Source organism: Cohnella panacarvi Gsoil 349 (genome assembly GCF_000515335.1).
GTDB lineage: Bacteria > Bacillota > Bacilli > Paenibacillales > Paenibacillaceae > Cohnella > Cohnella panacarvi.
The window spans coordinates 3,193,055-3,209,353 of sequence record NZ_KI911563.1 but is presented as its reverse complement, the minus strand read 5'-3'; the positions used below and the strand labels follow the sequence as shown (position 1 = coordinate 3,209,353).

The following is a 16,299-nucleotide window of genomic DNA, read 5'->3' as shown; positions in this document are numbered from 1 at the left end:
TGTCGATTCTAAGACCGGTGGAAGGCTGGCAAGTAGGGCTTGTTCTTCTCCAGCATCTCGCCCAGCAGCTTCTTGGCCACCGTGACCGAAGGCACGAGCGGATGGCTGACCATCGCTTGCAGCGCGATATCGCGGTCTCCGGTGACGGCCGCTTCGATCGTCAGCCGCTCGTACGTCTTCACCGCCGCGATCAATCCCTTCGCCTGCTCCGGCACGCGGGATACCGGAAGCGCGATCGGACCTTGACCGGTAATGACGCAATTCACTTCGATTCCCGCGTCCTCGGGAAGGAAATCCAGCGTCTTGCCGTTGCGCACGTTAATCGTCTGAATGTCTCTAAGATCGTTATGAAGCGACTCCATTAAATTAACCGCGGCCTCCGAATAATACGCACCGCCGCGTTGCTCCAGCTGCTTCGGCTTCTCTTGAAGCCCCGGATCGGCATACAGCTCGAACAGCTCGTCTTCCACCCTCTTTACGACCTCTGCCCGCGTACCGTTCGACTTCAGCGATTCAAGCTGTTCGGCCAGCATCGCGTCCCTCATATAGAAGTATTTCAAATAATACGACGGCAATCCGCCGAGCGACCTGAGGAAGTCCGGGTCCCACTCCGTGGCGGGAACGTTCTTGCCCGAATACTCCTCCCGTTTATCGAGCAGCTCCGGCAGACGGTCCACGCCATCCACTTCGACGCGCGTGACCCAGTGCAGATGGTTCAACCCGACGAATTCGGTGAAAATGCGGCTCGCTGGCGTATCGTATTTCTTGCTCAGCCATTTCTGCAATCCGATCGGCGCGTTGCAAAGGCCGATGCTGCGGACGCCCGAGTAACGGTTCAGCGCCTCCGTCACCATGCCCGCAGGATTCGTGAAGTTAAGCAACCATGCATGGGGGCTCAGTTCCTCGATGTCCTTGGCGATATCAAGCAGCACCGGAATCGTCCGCATCGCCTTCATCATGCCGCCCGGCCCCGTCGTCTCTTGACCGATGACGCCGTGCAGGTTCGGAAGACGCTCATCCCATTTTCTCGCTTCCAATAAACCTACGCGCAACTGCGTCGAGACGAAGTCCGCGCCTTCGATCGCTTGGCGCCGGTCGAGCGTCAGATGAACTTCGATCGGAAGCCCCGACTTCGCGACCATCCGCTTCGCGAGCTCCCCGACGATCTCCAGCTTACGTCGGCCCGCCTCGATATCGACGAGCCATAGTTCCCGGACCGGCAGCCGATCATATCTAAGAATGAAGCCTTCCACGATTTCAGGCGTATAGGAGGAACCTCCTCCGATAATGGCGATCTTCAACCCGCTCTTTTTCCCCCGTGCCATCCGTCCCAGCTCCTTTATTCGTATTTTATATCGCGTCGTAATCCGACAAGTCCTTCAGCCTTTCGTACACCGTCTGCGGCAGCGCGCCTCGCCCGGCTTCATGGGCCAGCCACACGGCGCCGACGACCGGTTCGACCGCAAGCTTAACCACGGAGGCTAGCGGAGCGGCTTCCCGGATCGCTTGCTCAATATAGGCGGTCACGTGCTCACCTTTCCCCCGTGTGACAATGCTTCCCGCGAGGACGACGTCGAATCGCTCCTCCGCCAACCCTAGCCGCTTGATGACCGCCCGCGCGGACTTGCCGAGCTCCTCGCCCTGCTTGCGCAATATTTCCTGCGCCGCGGCATCGCCTTGGTCCGCCGCTTCGAACAACAGCTTCGCCAGATTCGTCGGCGGCGTGCGGTCGTGATCCAGGTAATCGTCGAACATCGCCTGCACGCTCTCATATCCGAGCGAATCGAGCAGCAGTCGCGTAAGAAGCGTCGGCCTCTCCCTTCCGTCCCATGCCCGAATCACCGAGCGGAACGCCTCTACGTTAAGCCCGCCGCCCCCTCCGAAATCGCCGTACTGATAGGAGAAGCCGCCGCATTGGAAGCTCTCGCCCTGCCGGTTCACGCCCGCGCTGTTCGTGCCGGTACCGCAAATGAGCACGACGCCGTACGGCTTGTCGGTACCCGCCCGCAGCGCGATCATCGTATCGCAGACGATCTCGTGCCGCGGGAATCCGAGCTCCGCGATCATCGGCCTCAGAACGCGGAAGTCCGCTTCCCGGTCCGCACCGGCCATGCCGAAGTAGGCGAAGGCGATCTGTTCCGGCGTCAGTCTCGCCTGCGTCAAAGCCATGCCTACCGACTCGCGTACGTTATGGCGCGCCTCTTGCGCGCCGAGCTGATGATTGCCGTTGCCGCTCCGGCCTTTGCCGACGATGTTGCCGTCTTCGTCGGTAATGATCGCGTAAGTTTTGCTGCCGCCGGCGTCTACGCCAAGGTAATAGTTCATCCGTCGATTCCTCCTGTGTCGTTCTTTCAGGGTCAGATTCCCCTTGGCGGCGCCGTCGATGCCCTGACAACAAGCTCGGGCTGCAGCACGACAGTCTCGCCGCCTTGAGCGGAGCCTTCAATGAGGCCGAGCACCATTGCCGCACCGATTCTTCCGAGCTCGCGAGCCGGCTGGCGTATCGTCGTCAGCAACGGGCGAAGCTGGGAGGCGAGCAGTTGATCGTCGAAGCCGACGACCGATAGATCTCCCGGCACCTTCACTCCCGCGTTCTTGCACGCGTCCATTACGCCGACCGCCATATAATCGTCAGCCGCGAACACGGCCGTAGGAAGCGTTCCCGTCTCGATCCATCGGCTTGCGATCTCGTATCCCGACTCGATGTCGAACGAGCCTTGCTCGACCCGAAACGGCGTCAGCCCCGCGTCTCTCATCGCCGTCTCGAAGCCGCGTTCTCTCTCGCTGCTGCTAAGGAACTCCCCGGCGCCTCGTATGTGCGCGATGTCCCGGTGGCCAAGCTCGATCAGATGCTTCGTCGCCGCATAGCCGCCTTGGAAGTTGTCTACGAGAACGGACGCGACCTCCGGATTACGGTGTTGGTTATCGATCATGACGAACGGAATCCCCTCCTGCTTCAGCCCCCTCACGTACGCGTCTTCCTCTACGGGAGACAGCAGAATAACGCCGTCTACTCGGTCATGCTGGAACAGCGAGCGATGCGACGCCTCATAGCTGGGCGTTACCGACAGCGCCAGGAAGTACCCTTGCTCCGCCAAACGGTCGGCGGCTTCCTTCACGACCGCATCGAGGAACGCATCGTGCAGCGTCGTCAGCGTTAAGCCGATGACGCCCGTCCGTCCCTTCGCGAGGCTTCGCGCCGACGCGTTCGGCCGGTATCCGAGCTCCTCCATCGCCCGAAGCACCCTGTCTCTATTGCCCTCCCGCACGGAAGGAGCGTTGTTCAGCACGCGCGACACCGTCACGACGGACAATCCCGACTTCCTCGCGACATCGTATATATTCACTTTCATCCGGCGACGAACCCCCATCGAGCCACTAAAGTTTAAGCGCTTTAACTTTTGGTTTAAGTATACCTCGCGAATTGGAGTAATACAACCGACGGTTGTATCGACTCTGTCGGTTGTATCGACTCTTGCGGTTGTATCGACTCTTGCGGTTGTATCGACTCTTGCGGTTGTATCGACTCTTGCGCGGGGAATACCTGCAAATATGCACTTAATGAACCACGAACGCCTCTCAATAGCGTAATTTCTGCAAAAATACAGTTACTGCCGAGAATAATGGCCATTTTGCCGATGAACACCGATATTACCTGCACCTTTGCCGGTATGCACGAACTGACGCATTCACCAAGATAATACCTGCACTCTTGCCGGTATGCACGATCAGAACATGTTTACCTGCACTTTTGCCGGTGTGCACGATCAGAACATGTTCACCTACACTCTTGCCGGTATGCACGATCAGAACATGTTTACCTGCACTTTTTGCCGGTGTGCACGATCAGAACATGTTCACCTACACTCTTGCTGGTATGGACGAACAGAACGCGCACACCTGCACTTTTGCCGGTATGCACGATCAGAACATGTTTACCTGCACTTTTGCCGGTATGCACCAACTGACGCATTCACCAAGATAACACCTGCACTTCTGCAGGTATTCGCGGGCTTGCAGCCCCCAGCCTCAACCAGCATAAAAAACCGCCAAGGGAGCTTCTAAGCTCGCCCTGACGGTTATGCGTCAATAGCCGCGATTATAGCTGCGCCTCTTGCAGCGCGCGAATGCGGTCGCCGAGATCCGGGTGCGTCGAGAACCACGACACTCTGCCGGGCTTGCCGCCGATCTTGAGCGTCGCGACGGAAGTCTGCTGCTCTCCCACGACCATGCGTTCCTTGTATCTTTGCAGCGATTGCAGCGCATGGATCATCTTGTCCTTGCCCGCGAGAATCGCGCCGCCGCGGTCCGCGTGGAACTCGCGATGACGGGAGTAAGCGAAGACGACCAAGCTGCCGAGAATCGAGAATACGATCTGGAACACGATGACCGCGATGAAATGCACGAGCGGCGCGACGTCTTCTTTCACGAAACGGGATGCCGCCCAAGCCGCGATACGCGACAGGAAGACGACGAACGTGTTCACGACGCCTTGCAGAAGCGTCATCGTGACCATGTCTCCGTTCACGATATGCGCGACCTCGTGGCCGATGATGCCTTCGACCGCGTCGCGGTCCATCATTTCCAGCAATCCGGTCGACACCGCGACGAGCGAGCGTCTCTTGGAAGGACCGGTCGCGAACGCGTTCACTTCCTTGGATTCGTAGATACCGACTTCGGGCATAACCGTCATGCCTGCGTCGCGCGCAATTTGGTGAACCATATCGACGAGCTCCCGCTCGCCGGACGATAGGCTGCCGCGAGGGTCGAGCACTTGCACGCCCATCATCATTTTCGCCATCCAACGGGACATCGCCAGCGAGATGAACGCGCCGGTGAAGCCTACGATTGCGCTGAAGATAAGCAATTGCTGGAAGTTAATGCCGCCGCTTTCGTTAATGTACGAATTGACTCCGACAACGGATAAAATAATGCCGATCGTAACCATGACGAGCAAGTTCGTAAGAATAAACAGGAAAATCCGTTTCATTGCATTCTCTCCCCATAGCTCATAATAGTTGAATGCTAGCGATAACAGGGCCAACCTCAACCCCATTCTAGCATATGCCCATAGAAACGAAAAAGAGACAACCTTATGCGTTGCCTCCAGGTCATATAGCTATATACGGATTCGCGCGATCAACGTTTCACGAACCCTTCCTCGATGAGATACTCCTTCGTTTCCTCGTACGTCTCGAATGCGCCGTCCAAGTTCAGCCCCGCGAACACGTACCACATGTCGTCTTCGAACTTTACCGTCAGCATCGTACCGTCCGGTCCGTCCCAAGCTTCCTCTTCTCCTTCCTCCGGTTCGCCCCCCGTCCCTGCATCGCCGGAGAGCGACAGGATCGATCGAGCCACCAGCTCGCGAAGCTCCTGCTCTCCGTAATCCCTTACATTGACGTAACCCCGTTCATCCGTATCGACGTCCTCCAGCCTGCCCGCGAACACGTATCCGTTGCCGTTCTTGTGAAAATGGTACCCTACCGACTTTTTATCGAATACGCTGCCCTCGAAATGGAAGTTGACGCGCCCCATTGACACGTCCTTACGCTCCAGCTCCGGAAACGAACTCAATATGGCCACTTTTTGCTCGAAACTTAGCATGTGCAACGTCCCCCTACTTGTTTATATTTGCGCTCGCCGGTGCGGAATTGTCTTCGGCCCCTGCGAAGCGCGCTTCGATTTTTTTGCTGATCCACAGAGAAGCGGCGACGAAAGCGACGACGTAGAGCAGCTCCGCCGGACGCCGGATGAATCTCGTTACATCATGGCCGACGATCGATACCGACATCACCATGATCGCCTTGCCGAACACGATCGCGATCAAGAACGACCTCAGCCGCATCCGCGCGACGGCCGCCGCCATGTTAATGACGACGAACGGTCCTACGGGGAACAGACTAAGCAGAAAAACATAGCTGAACGCATTGTTGCGCACCCACTGCAAGCTCGTTTGCACTCTCGGTTTGCGCGACCAACGCTCGAGGTAAGGATGTCCCGCGATTCGGCGCACGATAAGGTAAGTCGCCATGCACCCGCTAACGATCCCGATCCACGAGTACAGGAACCCGAGCCAAAGCCCGTATACGGTCGCGTTGACGCCGATAATGACGATCGTCGGCAGCGGAGGTATGAACGACTTCAGGAACGTTAAGGCTATGCCGGGTAACGGTCCTAATGCACGGTATTGCTCCAGCAGTTGCTCGAGTTTGTCTTCATTCAGGTTGGAGATCATATCCGTAAGCGCCATTCGCGTTCCCTCGCCGTTCCTCGTCGTCGTGAGCCGTTCCTGCCAGTAGCGTCGGCTTCCGGTATCGTGATCATAACATATCGTTAAAAAATAGTATTTGAAATCTGTGCGAACATCCGCTAGAATGAACAGCATGATATTGATAATCGTTCTCAAGTGGGAATCGGCTATCAAGGAGAGAGATACATAAAGGAGAGACCTACATTGAAGACTTCGAAACTTACCCTGCTCGTTCTGGTTGCCGTCATGCTCGCGGTATTCGCAGCCGCATGCGGGAACAACAATAACGGCAACGCGTCCAGCCCGGCTGCCAGCGAACCTGCCGCGTCGGCTAGCGCCAGCAGCTCCCCGTCGGAATCCGCATCCGCGGAGACCGCCGCGACGACGAAGAAGATTACGGACGGCTTGGACCGCGAAGTCGAAATTCCTACGAATCCTCAGCGCGTTATCGTGCTCGGCAACTACGGCGAAGTTACGTCCCTCGGCATTAAGCCGGTAGGTACGCTCGGATACTACATCGACAAATACGGCGCGGAAAGAACGGCCGGCGCCGAGAACATAGGCCAAGACACCGCGGACCTCGAGAAAGTGCTCGCCCTGAAGCCGGACCTCATCATCATCCCTAGCTACTTCAAGCCGGAAGAGCTTGAAGGCTTGTCGAAGATCGCTCCGACGATCGCCACCAAATTCGGCCTGCTGCCGCTCGAACACCTGCATATCCTAGCGGGATGGCTCGGCAAGGAAGCGGAAGAGCAAGCTTGGCTGGCCCAATACAGCGAGAAAGCGGCGCAAGCGAAAGAGCAATTGAAGCCGTTCAACCTCGAAGGCCAGAAAGCCGTCGTCATCCAGTTCTGGAGTAAGAAAATTTATCAGCACGCAACCGGCGTATTCTCTCCGCTGTTCAAGGACATCGGCTTCGTACCGACGGAAGCGGAGAGCAAACTTACATCCACGACCGAAATTTCGGAAGAAGCGGTCGTCGATTATGTGGCCGACGCGGACAAATTGTTCATCCTCGTCGACGGCCAAGCGGACATCGACACGTACAACACGCTGAAAGCATCGGCTTGGAAGAACATCCCGGCCGTAAAGAACGATCAAGTATACCTCGTGGACAGCCCTCGCTGGAACGACTACAGCACGGCAGCGATGGAATGGATGCTTGAGGATCTCGTGAAAATCATCAAATAAGACGCGCCTAAGCGGACAAATATCCTAAAAGGGTCTTTATCTCCCTTTTTAGGATAGCTCGTTTATAAGAAAATCGATTATCTCCATTGAACTGGCGGCTACAGTGTATGAACTGCACCCCGTCAAGTAGACAGTAAAAAAAATAAAGATCTATTATGCGGCCTTAGCCCTGTATTCCATGGGGCTGAGGCCGTGTAGTTTTTTCTGCAATCGTTCGTAGTTGTAGAAGTAAATGTAATCTACAATGTCGTCCTTTAATTGCTCAAAGGTTTGGTATTTATGTAAATAATACTTCTCACACTTCAACGTACCCCAGAACGACTCCATTGGTCCGTTATCGATGCATCGGCCAACTCGGGACATGCTCTGCTTCATGTTGGCGGCTTCCAACTTTTCTTTAAAGTCCGTTGAAGTGTATTGGTAGCCTCGGTCGCTGTGAATCATAGGCTTACTCCCGGACGCAGTTTCCAGTGCTAATTCCAACGTCTTAAACACCAGCGGATTGTTGTTGGAGTGCCCCAGCACGTAGGACACAATCGAATGATCATGGAGGTCTAGAATCGCGCTTAGATAAGCCTTCTGGCCATGACCGTATTTGAATTCCGTTACGTCCGTTACCCATTTCTCATTAGGCGCATCCGCTTGAAACTTGCGATTTAGCAGATTTTCGGCCACATGCTGAGGGGTGGAGCGAGGATATTTCTTTTTCTTTCGGCGGATCACCGACTGGATTCCCTTAATCTTCATTAAACGCTGCACGCGTTTGTGGTTAATAGGCTTCTGAAGCTTACTGCACATATGCAGCGTGAGTTGGCGGTAGCCGAAAGTTCCCTCGACCTTCCTGTAGATGGACATCATGACTTCCGCCAGCTCCTGGTTCTCCAGTTCCCGCTGACTTGGCTTATGGCTAAGCCACTTGTAGTAACTGGATCTTGGAATCCCTGCAACTTCGCACAGAAGCTGTATGCTGAGCGACTCTGCCTGTTGCACGGCCTGTATCGCGAGATAGACGTTCTCCTGACGATGTTGGCTTAGCGACGCCTCCTTTGGAACTCTTGTAACTTTTTTAAGAAGGCATTCTCCGCTCTAAGACGCTCCATTTCATACTCCAGCTTCTTTATCGCGAGCTTTTGCTGATCCGCCTCGGTTAACTCTTCAGGAGCCTTCTTGCGTCCTCTGCCGTCTCGTAAAGCATCCTCGCCACCAGTCTCATACTTCTTTACCCATCCATAAACTTGTTGGTACGAGACCTTGAATTGGCTCGCTGCCTGCTTATAGTCCTGTTTATTTGCAAGGCAGTACAAGACAATGTCGAGCCTTTCCTGCCATGTTGTAGAACGTCCTTTGGTCATCGCCTTTGTTCCCCCAGTATAGGTGCTCAAGCGCATATGACCATTATACTTCCTTATCCAGTTATAGAGCTGCTTCGTGCTGGCAATCTCATATTTATCAATAATTTGGTATTGGCACAGCCCACCCTCAAGATAATCCTTCACCGCCTGAAGCTTGAGCTCAGCATTGTAACTCCGGTAACGTGCACGATGCCCCAACCCTTCATATCCCCAAAGCTTGTAACCACGCTGCCATCTCGCCAGGGTTGTTCTTTGAATCCCGTATTTATTCGCTGCAGACCGAAACACTAATTTCCCCGTTTGATATTGCTATTAGAATAGCCATCTTCTCCGAGGCATTAAGTTTTCCTCTAGTCATGAAAACTCCCCTTACAGTAGCAGGTTTTATTATTTCACCTGTCTACTGTAAGGGGAGCATATCAGTACAATATCCCTGTGCCGCCAGTTCGCGTTTTTGATCAATTGGCGCTTGATCTACTCCTTCATCGATGATCTGCTTCAAGCCTCGTATCGCAAAGATGTGTGAGCGGATGACGAAGTCCCTTGTTATCAAGTCTCTAGATCAGGCTTATCGGCTTCAGTACCCGAAACATAGGGAGTTACTCGGATCGAGGCAGCCAGTACGCTTATCATGAGTATCAGGAGCGGCTAAAGCGATATGGCATGATCGACGGAATAAAGTCTCGAATCTTTAAATACATCACCTGCTTCTTCAATGGAGAACGGAATCATTCGTCTATTGAGTATTCTAAGCCTAGTCAATACGAACGTATCTACCGAAATGAATTGTAGTTCTCTCGATTCCTTTTGTTCATTCTAATGACAGCGGTCCAATTGCAAATAGATTTTTCGACTAGACTTGTATCCAATGTAGCTCACTCTTTAATCACATTAATTCTATGCAAGAAAGGATCTCTTAATTTATTTCTGTAGATGCTGACCGCGTAGTTTTCGCCGATTTCTACTAGTGGATAAACGATAGAAAGGGTCTTTACATTAAGTTCATGGCCGTCATGAAATTTAACGGTAATCGTTTTGTCATTTTTTCCTATGATCGATACTACTGCAACTGTTCTTGAAAAAACAAAATTGTAGTAAAAAAGTGTGTATACAATCGCAAATACCAATACGCCAATGAATATGCGTCTCATCATCCATTTCATCCATTCTCCACCTCGATTCACAATCTAACTATAAAAGTATGACAAAATCGTATATAAAATTCTATATGTTTACAATTTATTGGAAACGGATTGGATTCATGGTTTTGCAGCTTTACTCGCTCTGGCCCCATTGGTTCAGGCAGCAGGCACCACTCAGGAACCACAAATCGGGAAGAAAGTGACTATCGAAGCTTCACTCGCAATCACTAAGTATGACGACGGCCGAATTGCACCAGTTGCTAACGCAGACAAGCTAACAGCTAAACAACTCGATGCTGTTCTTCGCCAAATGAATTTATCTGAAGAAGATCTCAAAACTTACCCGGAAGGTTTCAAAAAAAGCTCGCAAGCAGAGGTGGTGTGAAGGTTGATGTAGAGACAGAAGGCTCAGCATACTACTCAGACTTGGATGAAACTCGTCACCGCTAAATTTGATCTTTATGGTAGTGCATATCATGAGTATGGCGTTTTACACGATGAGGTCAGAATCCCGGTTATTCATAAAAATACTACTGGATCGTTTATCTCGAGTTACGCTCATCCATGGCTTGCAGGCATAGTGGGCGCTACACTCTCATACCTGGGAGTAGATTGGGAATCCTTTACTGGTGATGAATGGTCCTGGACCAACACTTATACCATCTCCAATACGTAATCTTTCTAAGGAGCTATCCCAAAAGGGTATTTATCACCCTCTTAAGATAGCTCGCTTATTGCAGCCTTCTTCAACAGATAGTGGACAAGCGGCTCGATCATTCGCTTGACTAATAGCGAGTAGGACGCTGACTTCTCGGTTCCCTACGGGCTTCGTACATGCAGCCTTGAACGGAAAACCATCGCAACTCAAACTCCGGTAATGCCATTTACGAATCTCGAATCCGCTGTCCGTCATTTCCTTGATTTCGTAACGAAAGACCCGCTTCCTTCCAGCCATGCAAGTCAGCTATCTTCGTCTTTATCGCATTTCCACATTTTCGAATTAATTCGATCTTAGAAAACAGGAGCTCTCTCTAGGTCATCTTTGATGACTTCTGAGACAGCCCCATTGTCTTTAACCCATTCGTTATTCCGCCGCCTCTTCATCTTCCACGAATCGCTTCAGCGCGCCGAGCTTATTCTCCCAATAACGTTCGTAGTAGGCGAGCCACCGCTTGAGCTCGAGCAGCGGTTCGGCGTCCAGCCGATATCTCGTCTCGCGGCCGACTTTGCGTTCATGAACGAGTCCCGCGTCTTGCAGAATGCGCAGATGTTTCGAGACGGCCGTCCGGCTGATCGGGAAATGCCCGCTGAGCGCGGTCACGGGCTGCTCCCCTCCGTCCAACAAGCGAAGCAGGCGCCTGCGGGTCGGATCGGCGATCGCTTGGAACACGTCTTGCTTCGGTTCTGCCGCCCCGGCCATGTTAGGCCTCAAGCGTTGCGGCCAGCTTCTTGACGATGCCGACCCAACCGCCGTTCATCGTCTCGCGCACGACTTCGTGCGGTTGGCCGAATTCCGTAGCGCCGTCTGCGGTCCAGCCGGAATGGACGAGCGTAAATTCCGTCTCGTCCCCTTTGTCTACCAGCTCGAAAGTTAACGTCCAGTCTTTGCCCCAGCGGAAAGAGAGCTTGTACGGCGGCTCAACGACCGTTACTTTACAGTTCGACTTGCCCCAGGGGCCGCCGTCGATCTGAAACTCGAAGCCTACCTTCGGCTCCAGGTTGTTCGGCATGAACCAAGCGGACACTCCTTCCGCCGTCGAGACCGCGTCCCATACTTTCCGAATCGGCTTTCTAATCGTGACCGTTTGGCGAATGTCAGGCAAGGTGCCAGCCGCGTTGCTCATATGGTTATTCCCCCTAAGTACTCTTCTGCAACATGAAACCCTAAGGTTTCGCAATCTCATTATATGAAACCTTAAGGTTTCGCGTCAACCCCCTGACGCGGCCGCAAACCGACAGCGCGCCGTTCGCAGGCCGAAGCCTATCGTCGCGGCGCGCCGTCGCTATATGATTAAATAAACAGAATGGGTCGGGTTAACCTTCTGCGTCTTCTCGCCGTCGTCTTCCCAACGTTCTTCCGGACTCTTGCGCCCGACAACGTATTCGAGCGCCTTCCCGTTACGGGCCTCTTCGTGACGCGAGTCCGGCTTCTCCGGCGCAGACGCGGCTTTCGGGCCGCCTTCCGGCGGCGAACGCGACGTATAGGCGCGACTGCGGGCGCTGGCGGATGAGCCGGCGGGGTTGCTGCCGGCGCCGCGACCGTCTCGGCAACGACCGTCGTAGGCTGAGGATCGGGCGCAACAGGCGTACGCGTCTCTTCATGAGCAGCGCCGGACGCCGGTCCGTCCGTGATTTGCGCCTCTGCGACCGACTCGTCCGCGCTCTGCGCCTCTGCGACCGGTTCATCCGCGCTACGCGCCTCTGCGACCGGCTCATCCGCGCTCCGCGCCTCGGCCGCGGTTTCCGTTAAAGCGACGTCGACCGTTTCATCGGCTGGGGCCGGTTCGGATTCCGGTTGTTGTTGGACGTCTAGCTTAGCCTCTAGATCGATCTCATCTTTATAACCATCGACGTACTCGATCTCGACTTCTTCTACCTTTTCCCATCTCACCTTATCGAGCAGCCGATCGATCTGATCTTGACGGCTAGCGGAGTTACCCGGCAACAAATTGAAAGTATCTTTATTTCCTTTGCGGTATTCGACTTCTACTTCGACGATATTGGGGTTGCCCTCCAGCGTCTGCCTTACCACGTCCTGTCCGCTCAAAGTCATTCACCCTTCCGTTAATAATGGACGTATTTCCTACTTCATATACTATTGTCCAGCCCTGAATACGTATGGGCCGATCATAGTGGAGATTCGCCCCAAATACACGGCCGCGAGCTTGCAATTGATTAGTCAATCCGTTCCGTGCTACAATCAGGATACTTATAGGAATGGAGGGTTTCGTATCATAGATTCTATCCGAGTTAGGTCTTTGCGCGGCTAATCGTTAAGCCCAGAAAGCTCTGCCTGTGCGCAGAGGACTCAGGATAGGTCTGCCCATCGAAACCTATAAGTTCGCGAATAGGCTGCTCCTGCTCGGAACAGGAGGGATTCCCGGCGTTCCATGGAATCCGCATGCTCATTCGCTATAGGCTAGGCGCGATCGCGCAAGCCGCCGAACGTTACCGAATCGGCGCTTGTTCCCCGTCCTCTATCGAACGTCCGCACAGGCAGAGATGCCTGTGTTTTTTGTTGCGTTCGAAACGAACCCTAAGGGAGGAACAAAGCATATGGAACAACCGAACAACAAAGCCGTGCTCGTCGGCGTACAGCTGCCGGGCAGTCCCCATTTCGCCAGCGCGATGGAGGAGCTTGGCGAGCTTGCCGACGCTTGCGGCATCGAGGTCGTCGGCCGGATCGAACAGAAGGCTGAACGCGTCAATTCCGCGCTCTACATGGGCAGCGGTAAAATCAAGGAGTTGGCGGCCCTTTTGCAGTCCGCGAACGCCGAGATCGCGATTTTCAACGACGAGCTGTCGCCGTCTCAAATTCGCAATCTGGAAGCGGAGCTTGATACGCGAGTCATCGATCGCACCATTCTCATCCTGGACATCTTCGCCGAACGCGCTCAGACACGGGAAGCCAAGCTTCAGGTAGAGGTCGCCCGCCTGCAGTACATGCTGCCGCGCCTGGTCGGCTTGCGCGAATCGCTCGGCCGCCAAGGCGGAAACGGCGGAGCCGGCCTCAAGAACAGGGGATCAGGCGAAACGAAGCTAGAGCTCGACCGCCGCAGAGTCGAGGATCGGATTGCGGCTTTGCAGTCGGATCTGGAGAAGCTCGTATCCCGCCGCCACGTCCAGCGCGGGCAACGGCGGAAGAACGAAGTGCCTGTCGTCTGTCTCGTCGGCTATACGAACGCCGGCAAGTCGAGCCTTATGAATGCGATGCTGAGACGTTACGGCTCCGGCGCGGGCAAAGAAGTGTTCGAGAAAAACATGCTGTTCGCGACTCTCGAGACCTCCGTCCGCGGCATCGAGCTGCCGGATCGCCGTTCATTCCTGCTCGCCGATACCGTCGGCTTCGTCAGCCGGCTGCCGCATCATCTCGTCAAGGCGTTCCGCTCCACGCTCGAGGAAGTCGCCGATGCCGATCTGCTGCTGCATGTCGTCGATCTTGCCAACCCCGAGCACGAGCGGCAAATCGAGGTGACCCGCGAGACGCTCCTCGAGCTGGGAGCCGGCGATGTGCCGACGCTGCTCGTGTACAACAAAGCCGACTTGGCAGGAGTCGCCTATCCTCGAATCGAGGGTGACAACATCACCCTCTCCGCGCGTGATGGCGCAGGATTGGAGGAGCTATCCTCGCTGATCGGCGATCGGATTTTCCGCGACTATATGTCTTGCGAGATCCTGATCCCCTACGAACAAGGGAAGCTCGTCGCCTATTTCAACGAGCATGCGCACGTAGAGGAGCAGACTCACGAGGAACAAGGCACGCGACTGAGGTTGACTTGCCGCATCGCGGATTACGATAAGTACGCCGCCGAGTTCGTAACCTTGTAGCATATCCGAAACCGAACCCCCCCGATCCATCTCGTCCGTCAGGCCGAGTTCGATCGGGGGTTTTCCTTTGCGGATAGGGAGACCGCCGCTATACCGGTTGGTTAGTGATTATTCCGCGGGAAAAAAGGAAAAACTTTCTGCGATACGCTCATACACGGAAAGGCGGAAAGGATGCACGATGGCGAACAGCAACGACAAGAACAGCGCACATTCGGCCGATGGATTGACGCTAACGACGCGGCAAGGCCACCCCGTCACCGACAATCAGAACTTGCGAACCGTCGGCGACCGTGGACCGAGCACGCTGGAAAACTACCACTTTTTCGAGAAAATCACGCACTTCGACCGGGAACGAATACCCGAACGAGTCGTGCATGCCCGCGGCGCGGGAGCACACGGGATGTTCGAGGCGTTCGGCAAAGTCGGCGACGAGCCGATCGCGAAATACACCCGCGCGAAGCTGCTCCAGGAAGCCGGCAAGCAGACGCCGGTGTTCGTCCGCTTCTCGACCGTCATCCACGGCGGCCACTCGCCGGAAACGCTGCGCGATCCGCGCGGCTTCGCGGTGAAGTTCTACACCGAGGACGGCAATTGGGACCTCGTCGGCAACAACCTGAAAATTTTCTTCATCCGCGACGCGATGAAATTCCCGGACATGGTGCACGCGTTCAAACCGGATCCGCTTACGAACGTGCAGGATATGCAGCGTTTCTTCGACTTCGTATCGATGTCGCCCGAAGCGACCCACATGATTACGTTCGTGTTCTCGCCCTGGGGCATTCCGGCGAACTACCGGCAGATGCAAGGCTCCGGCGTAAACACGTACAAGTGGGTCAACCAAGCAGGCGAAGCGGTGCTCGTGAAGTATCACTGGGAGCCGTTGGGACAAGGCATTCGCAACCTTACGCAAGCGGAAGCGAACGAGATCCAGGCGAAAGCGTTCAACCACGCCACGCTCGACTTATACACGGCGATCGACAACGGAGACTATCCGGAATGGGAGCTCTCGGTGCAAATCATGAGCGACGACGCCCACGAAGAGCTGGACTTCGATCCGCTCGATCCGACGAAGCTGTGGCCGCAAGATCAGTTCCCTTTCCTCAAAGTCGGCAAAATGACGCTGAACCGCAACCCCTCCGACTATTTCGTCGAGGTGGAGCAAGCGGCGTTCGGCACGGGCGTGCTGGTGGACGGACTCGATTTCTCCGACGACAAGCTGCTGCAGGGCCGCACGTTCTCCTACTCGGACACGCAGCGCTACCGGGTCGGCACGAACTACTTGCAGTTGCCGATCAACGCCGCTAAGAATCACGTCGCGACGAACCAGACCGGCGGCCAGATGCAAGCCCGGCCGGAGCGCGGACGCGGCCAGAATCCGCACGTCAATTACGAGCCGTCATCGCTCGGCGGTCTCCGCGAAGCGCCGAAGACGGGCGAACCTCACGAGCCGCATTACGACGCGAACCTCGTGCGGAAGAAGATCGCTCGCGCGAACGACTTCCAGCAAGCCGGCCGCACGTATCGGGAGTTCGAAGACTGGGAGCGCGACGAACTGGTTGCCAACTTGTCCGACGCGCTGGCGCAATGCACGGAAGACATCCGCAACCGGATGATCGGCTACTTCACGGAAGCCGATCCGGAATACGGCAAGCGGGTGGCCGAAGGCATTCAAGCGGCCCTCCAGACGAAGGCCGAGAGCGGCCAGATCGACCCTTACCAAGGCGTCGACATCTCCCGCAAGGCAGGTCGCGAAGCCGATCCTTACTGATCGGCGGATATGCTGAATAACCCCATCTCTACTTGGAGATGGGGC

The 16,299-nt window shown here is 55.1% G+C and carries 16 protein-coding genes and 1 pseudogene; 4 read left to right on the top strand and 13 right to left on the bottom strand.

The window, feature by feature from the left end; genetic code table 11:
* Positions 1 to 8: 8 nt before the first annotated feature.
* The 7 genes from COHPA_RS0115455 to COHPA_RS23615 all read right to left on the bottom strand — a co-directional run bounded on the left by COHPA_RS0115455 (position 9) and on the right by COHPA_RS23615 (position 6,253).
* A complete protein-coding gene (locus tag COHPA_RS0115455) occupies positions 9 to 1,325 on the bottom strand; it encodes a 6-phospho-beta-glucosidase (protein WP_027087065.1) in 1,317 nt (438 codons plus the stop codon).
* 25 nt (positions 1,326 to 1,350) lie between these two features.
* Positions 1,351 to 2,325 (bottom strand): N-acetylglucosamine kinase, encoded by a 975-nt coding sequence (locus COHPA_RS0115450; protein WP_027087064.1) that lies wholly within the window; start codon positions 2,323 to 2,325, stop codon positions 1,351 to 1,353.
* A 32-nt stretch (positions 2,326 to 2,357) separates the two neighbouring features.
* Positions 2,358 to 3,353, bottom strand: coding sequence for a LacI family DNA-binding transcriptional regulator (locus COHPA_RS0115445; RefSeq protein ID WP_027087063.1), 996 nt, complete (start codon positions 3,351 to 3,353; stop codon positions 2,358 to 2,360).
* A gap of 464 nt (positions 3,354 to 3,817) precedes the next feature.
* Entirely contained in the window at positions 3,818 to 3,973 is a 156-nt protein-coding gene (locus COHPA_RS25650) for a hypothetical protein (RefSeq protein WP_156926680.1), read from the bottom strand.
* Between the two features lie 126 nt (positions 3,974 to 4,099).
* Positions 4,100 to 4,990, bottom strand: coding sequence for a protease HtpX (gene htpX / locus COHPA_RS0115440; RefSeq protein ID WP_027087062.1), 891 nt, complete (start codon positions 4,988 to 4,990; stop codon positions 4,100 to 4,102).
* A 149-nt stretch (positions 4,991 to 5,139) separates the two neighbouring features.
* Positions 5,140 to 5,607 carry a hypothetical protein gene (locus COHPA_RS0115435; RefSeq protein ID WP_027087061.1) on the bottom strand — a complete coding sequence of 156 codons (468 nt, stop codon included), beginning with the start codon at positions 5,605 to 5,607 and terminating at the stop codon, positions 5,140 to 5,142.
* A 13-nt stretch (positions 5,608 to 5,620) separates the two neighbouring features.
* Positions 5,621 to 6,253, bottom strand: coding sequence for a TVP38/TMEM64 family protein (locus tag COHPA_RS23615; protein ID WP_035121060.1), 633 nt, complete (start codon positions 6,251 to 6,253; stop codon positions 5,621 to 5,623).
* A gap of 204 nt (positions 6,254 to 6,457) precedes the next feature.
* On the opposite strand from COHPA_RS23615, the gene COHPA_RS0115425 reads away from it, so the two are divergent.
* Positions 6,458 to 7,444 (top strand): ABC transporter substrate-binding protein, encoded by a 987-nt coding sequence (locus COHPA_RS0115425; protein WP_027087059.1) that lies wholly within the window; start codon positions 6,458 to 6,460, stop codon positions 7,442 to 7,444.
* Between the two features lie 153 nt (positions 7,445 to 7,597).
* Here the strand turns inward: COHPA_RS0115425 and COHPA_RS0115420 are convergent.
* The 3 genes and pseudogenes from COHPA_RS0115420 to COHPA_RS0115410 form a co-directional block, all read right to left on the bottom strand.
* Positions 7,598 to 8,455: pseudogene (locus COHPA_RS0115420) on the bottom strand (IS3 family transposase); the annotation flags it as partial.
* A 20-nt stretch (positions 8,456 to 8,475) separates the two neighbouring features.
* Entirely contained in the window at positions 8,476 to 9,084 is a 609-nt protein-coding gene (locus tag COHPA_RS0115415) for a helix-turn-helix domain-containing protein (protein WP_027087057.1), read from the bottom strand.
* Positions 9,085 to 9,671: 587 nt separating this feature from the next.
* Entirely contained in the window at positions 9,672 to 9,959 is a 288-nt protein-coding gene (locus tag COHPA_RS0115410) for a hypothetical protein (RefSeq protein ID WP_027087056.1), read from the bottom strand.
* A 79-nt stretch (positions 9,960 to 10,038) separates the two neighbouring features.
* Between COHPA_RS0115410 and COHPA_RS0115405 the strand changes: the two genes are divergently transcribed.
* On the top strand, positions 10,039 to 10,323 hold the full coding sequence (locus tag COHPA_RS0115405; protein ID WP_156926679.1) for a hypothetical protein: 285 nt from the start codon (positions 10,039 to 10,041) through the stop codon (positions 10,321 to 10,323).
* 699 nt (positions 10,324 to 11,022) lie between these two features.
* On the opposite strand, the gene COHPA_RS0115400 is transcribed toward COHPA_RS0115405, so the two are convergent.
* From COHPA_RS0115400 to COHPA_RS0115390, 3 genes are all read right to left on the bottom strand, one after another.
* Positions 11,023 to 11,358: an ArsR/SmtB family transcription factor gene (locus COHPA_RS0115400; RefSeq protein WP_027087054.1), complete on the bottom strand. Its 336-nt coding sequence runs from the start codon at positions 11,356 to 11,358 to the stop codon at positions 11,023 to 11,025.
* A 1-nt stretch (position 11,359) separates the two neighbouring features.
* Positions 11,360 to 11,782 carry an SRPBCC family protein gene (locus tag COHPA_RS0115395; RefSeq protein WP_027087053.1) on the bottom strand — a complete coding sequence of 141 codons (423 nt, stop codon included), beginning with the start codon at positions 11,780 to 11,782 and terminating at the stop codon, positions 11,360 to 11,362.
* Between the two features lie 167 nt (positions 11,783 to 11,949).
* Positions 11,950 to 12,711, bottom strand: coding sequence for a hypothetical protein (locus tag COHPA_RS0115390; RefSeq protein WP_035119561.1), 762 nt, complete (start codon positions 12,709 to 12,711; stop codon positions 11,950 to 11,952).
* 503 nt (positions 12,712 to 13,214) lie between these two features.
* Here COHPA_RS0115390 and hflX point away from each other — a divergent pair.
* Positions 13,215 to 14,486, top strand: coding sequence for a GTPase HflX (gene hflX, locus COHPA_RS0115385; RefSeq protein ID WP_027087051.1), 1,272 nt, complete (start codon positions 13,215 to 13,217; stop codon positions 14,484 to 14,486).
* 178 nt (positions 14,487 to 14,664) lie between these two features.
* Positions 14,665 to 16,254 (top strand): catalase, encoded by a 1,590-nt coding sequence (locus tag COHPA_RS0115380; protein WP_027087050.1) that lies wholly within the window; start codon positions 14,665 to 14,667, stop codon positions 16,252 to 16,254.
* Positions 16,255 to 16,299: the final 45 nt, after the last annotated feature.

Bases quoted from the DNA above. Each gene is read 5' to 3' on its own strand.
- COHPA_RS0115455 (WP_027087065.1), bottom strand. From the start codon at position 1,325: ATGGCACGGGGGAAAAAGAGCGGGTTGAAGATCGCCATTATCGGAGGA.
- COHPA_RS0115450 (WP_027087064.1), bottom strand. From the start codon at position 2,325: ATGAACTATTACCTTGGCGTAGACGCCGGCGGCAGCAAAACTTACGCG.
- COHPA_RS0115445 (WP_027087063.1), bottom strand. From the start codon at position 3,353: ATGAAAGTGAATATATACGATGTCGCGAGGAAGTCGGGATTGTCCGTC.
- COHPA_RS25650 (WP_156926680.1), bottom strand. From the start codon at position 3,973: ATGCGTCAGTTGGTGCATACCGGCAAAAGTGCAGGTAAACATGTTCTG.
- htpX (WP_027087062.1), bottom strand. From the start codon at position 4,990: ATGAAACGGATTTTCCTGTTTATTCTTACGAACTTGCTCGTCATGGTT.
- COHPA_RS0115435 (WP_027087061.1), bottom strand. From the start codon at position 5,607: ATGCTAAGTTTCGAGCAAAAAGTGGCCATATTGAGTTCGTTTCCGGAG.
- COHPA_RS23615 (WP_035121060.1), bottom strand. From the start codon at position 6,253: ATGGCGCTTACGGATATGATCTCCAACCTGAATGAAGACAAACTCGAG.
- COHPA_RS0115410 (WP_027087056.1), bottom strand. From the start codon at position 9,959: ATGAAATGGATGATGAGACGCATATTCATTGGCGTATTGGTATTTGCG.
- COHPA_RS0115400 (WP_027087054.1), bottom strand. From the start codon at position 11,358: ATGGCCGGGGCGGCAGAACCGAAGCAAGACGTGTTCCAAGCGATCGCC.
- COHPA_RS0115395 (WP_027087053.1), bottom strand. From the start codon at position 11,782: ATGAGCAACGCGGCTGGCACCTTGCCTGACATTCGCCAAACGGTCACG.
- COHPA_RS0115390 (WP_035119561.1), bottom strand. From the start codon at position 12,711: ATGACTTTGAGCGGACAGGACGTGGTAAGGCAGACGCTGGAGGGCAAC.
- hflX (WP_027087051.1), top strand. From the start codon at position 13,215: ATGGAACAACCGAACAACAAAGCCGTGCTCGTCGGCGTACAGCTGCCG.
- COHPA_RS0115380 (WP_027087050.1), top strand. From the start codon at position 14,665: ATGGCGAACAGCAACGACAAGAACAGCGCACATTCGGCCGATGGATTG.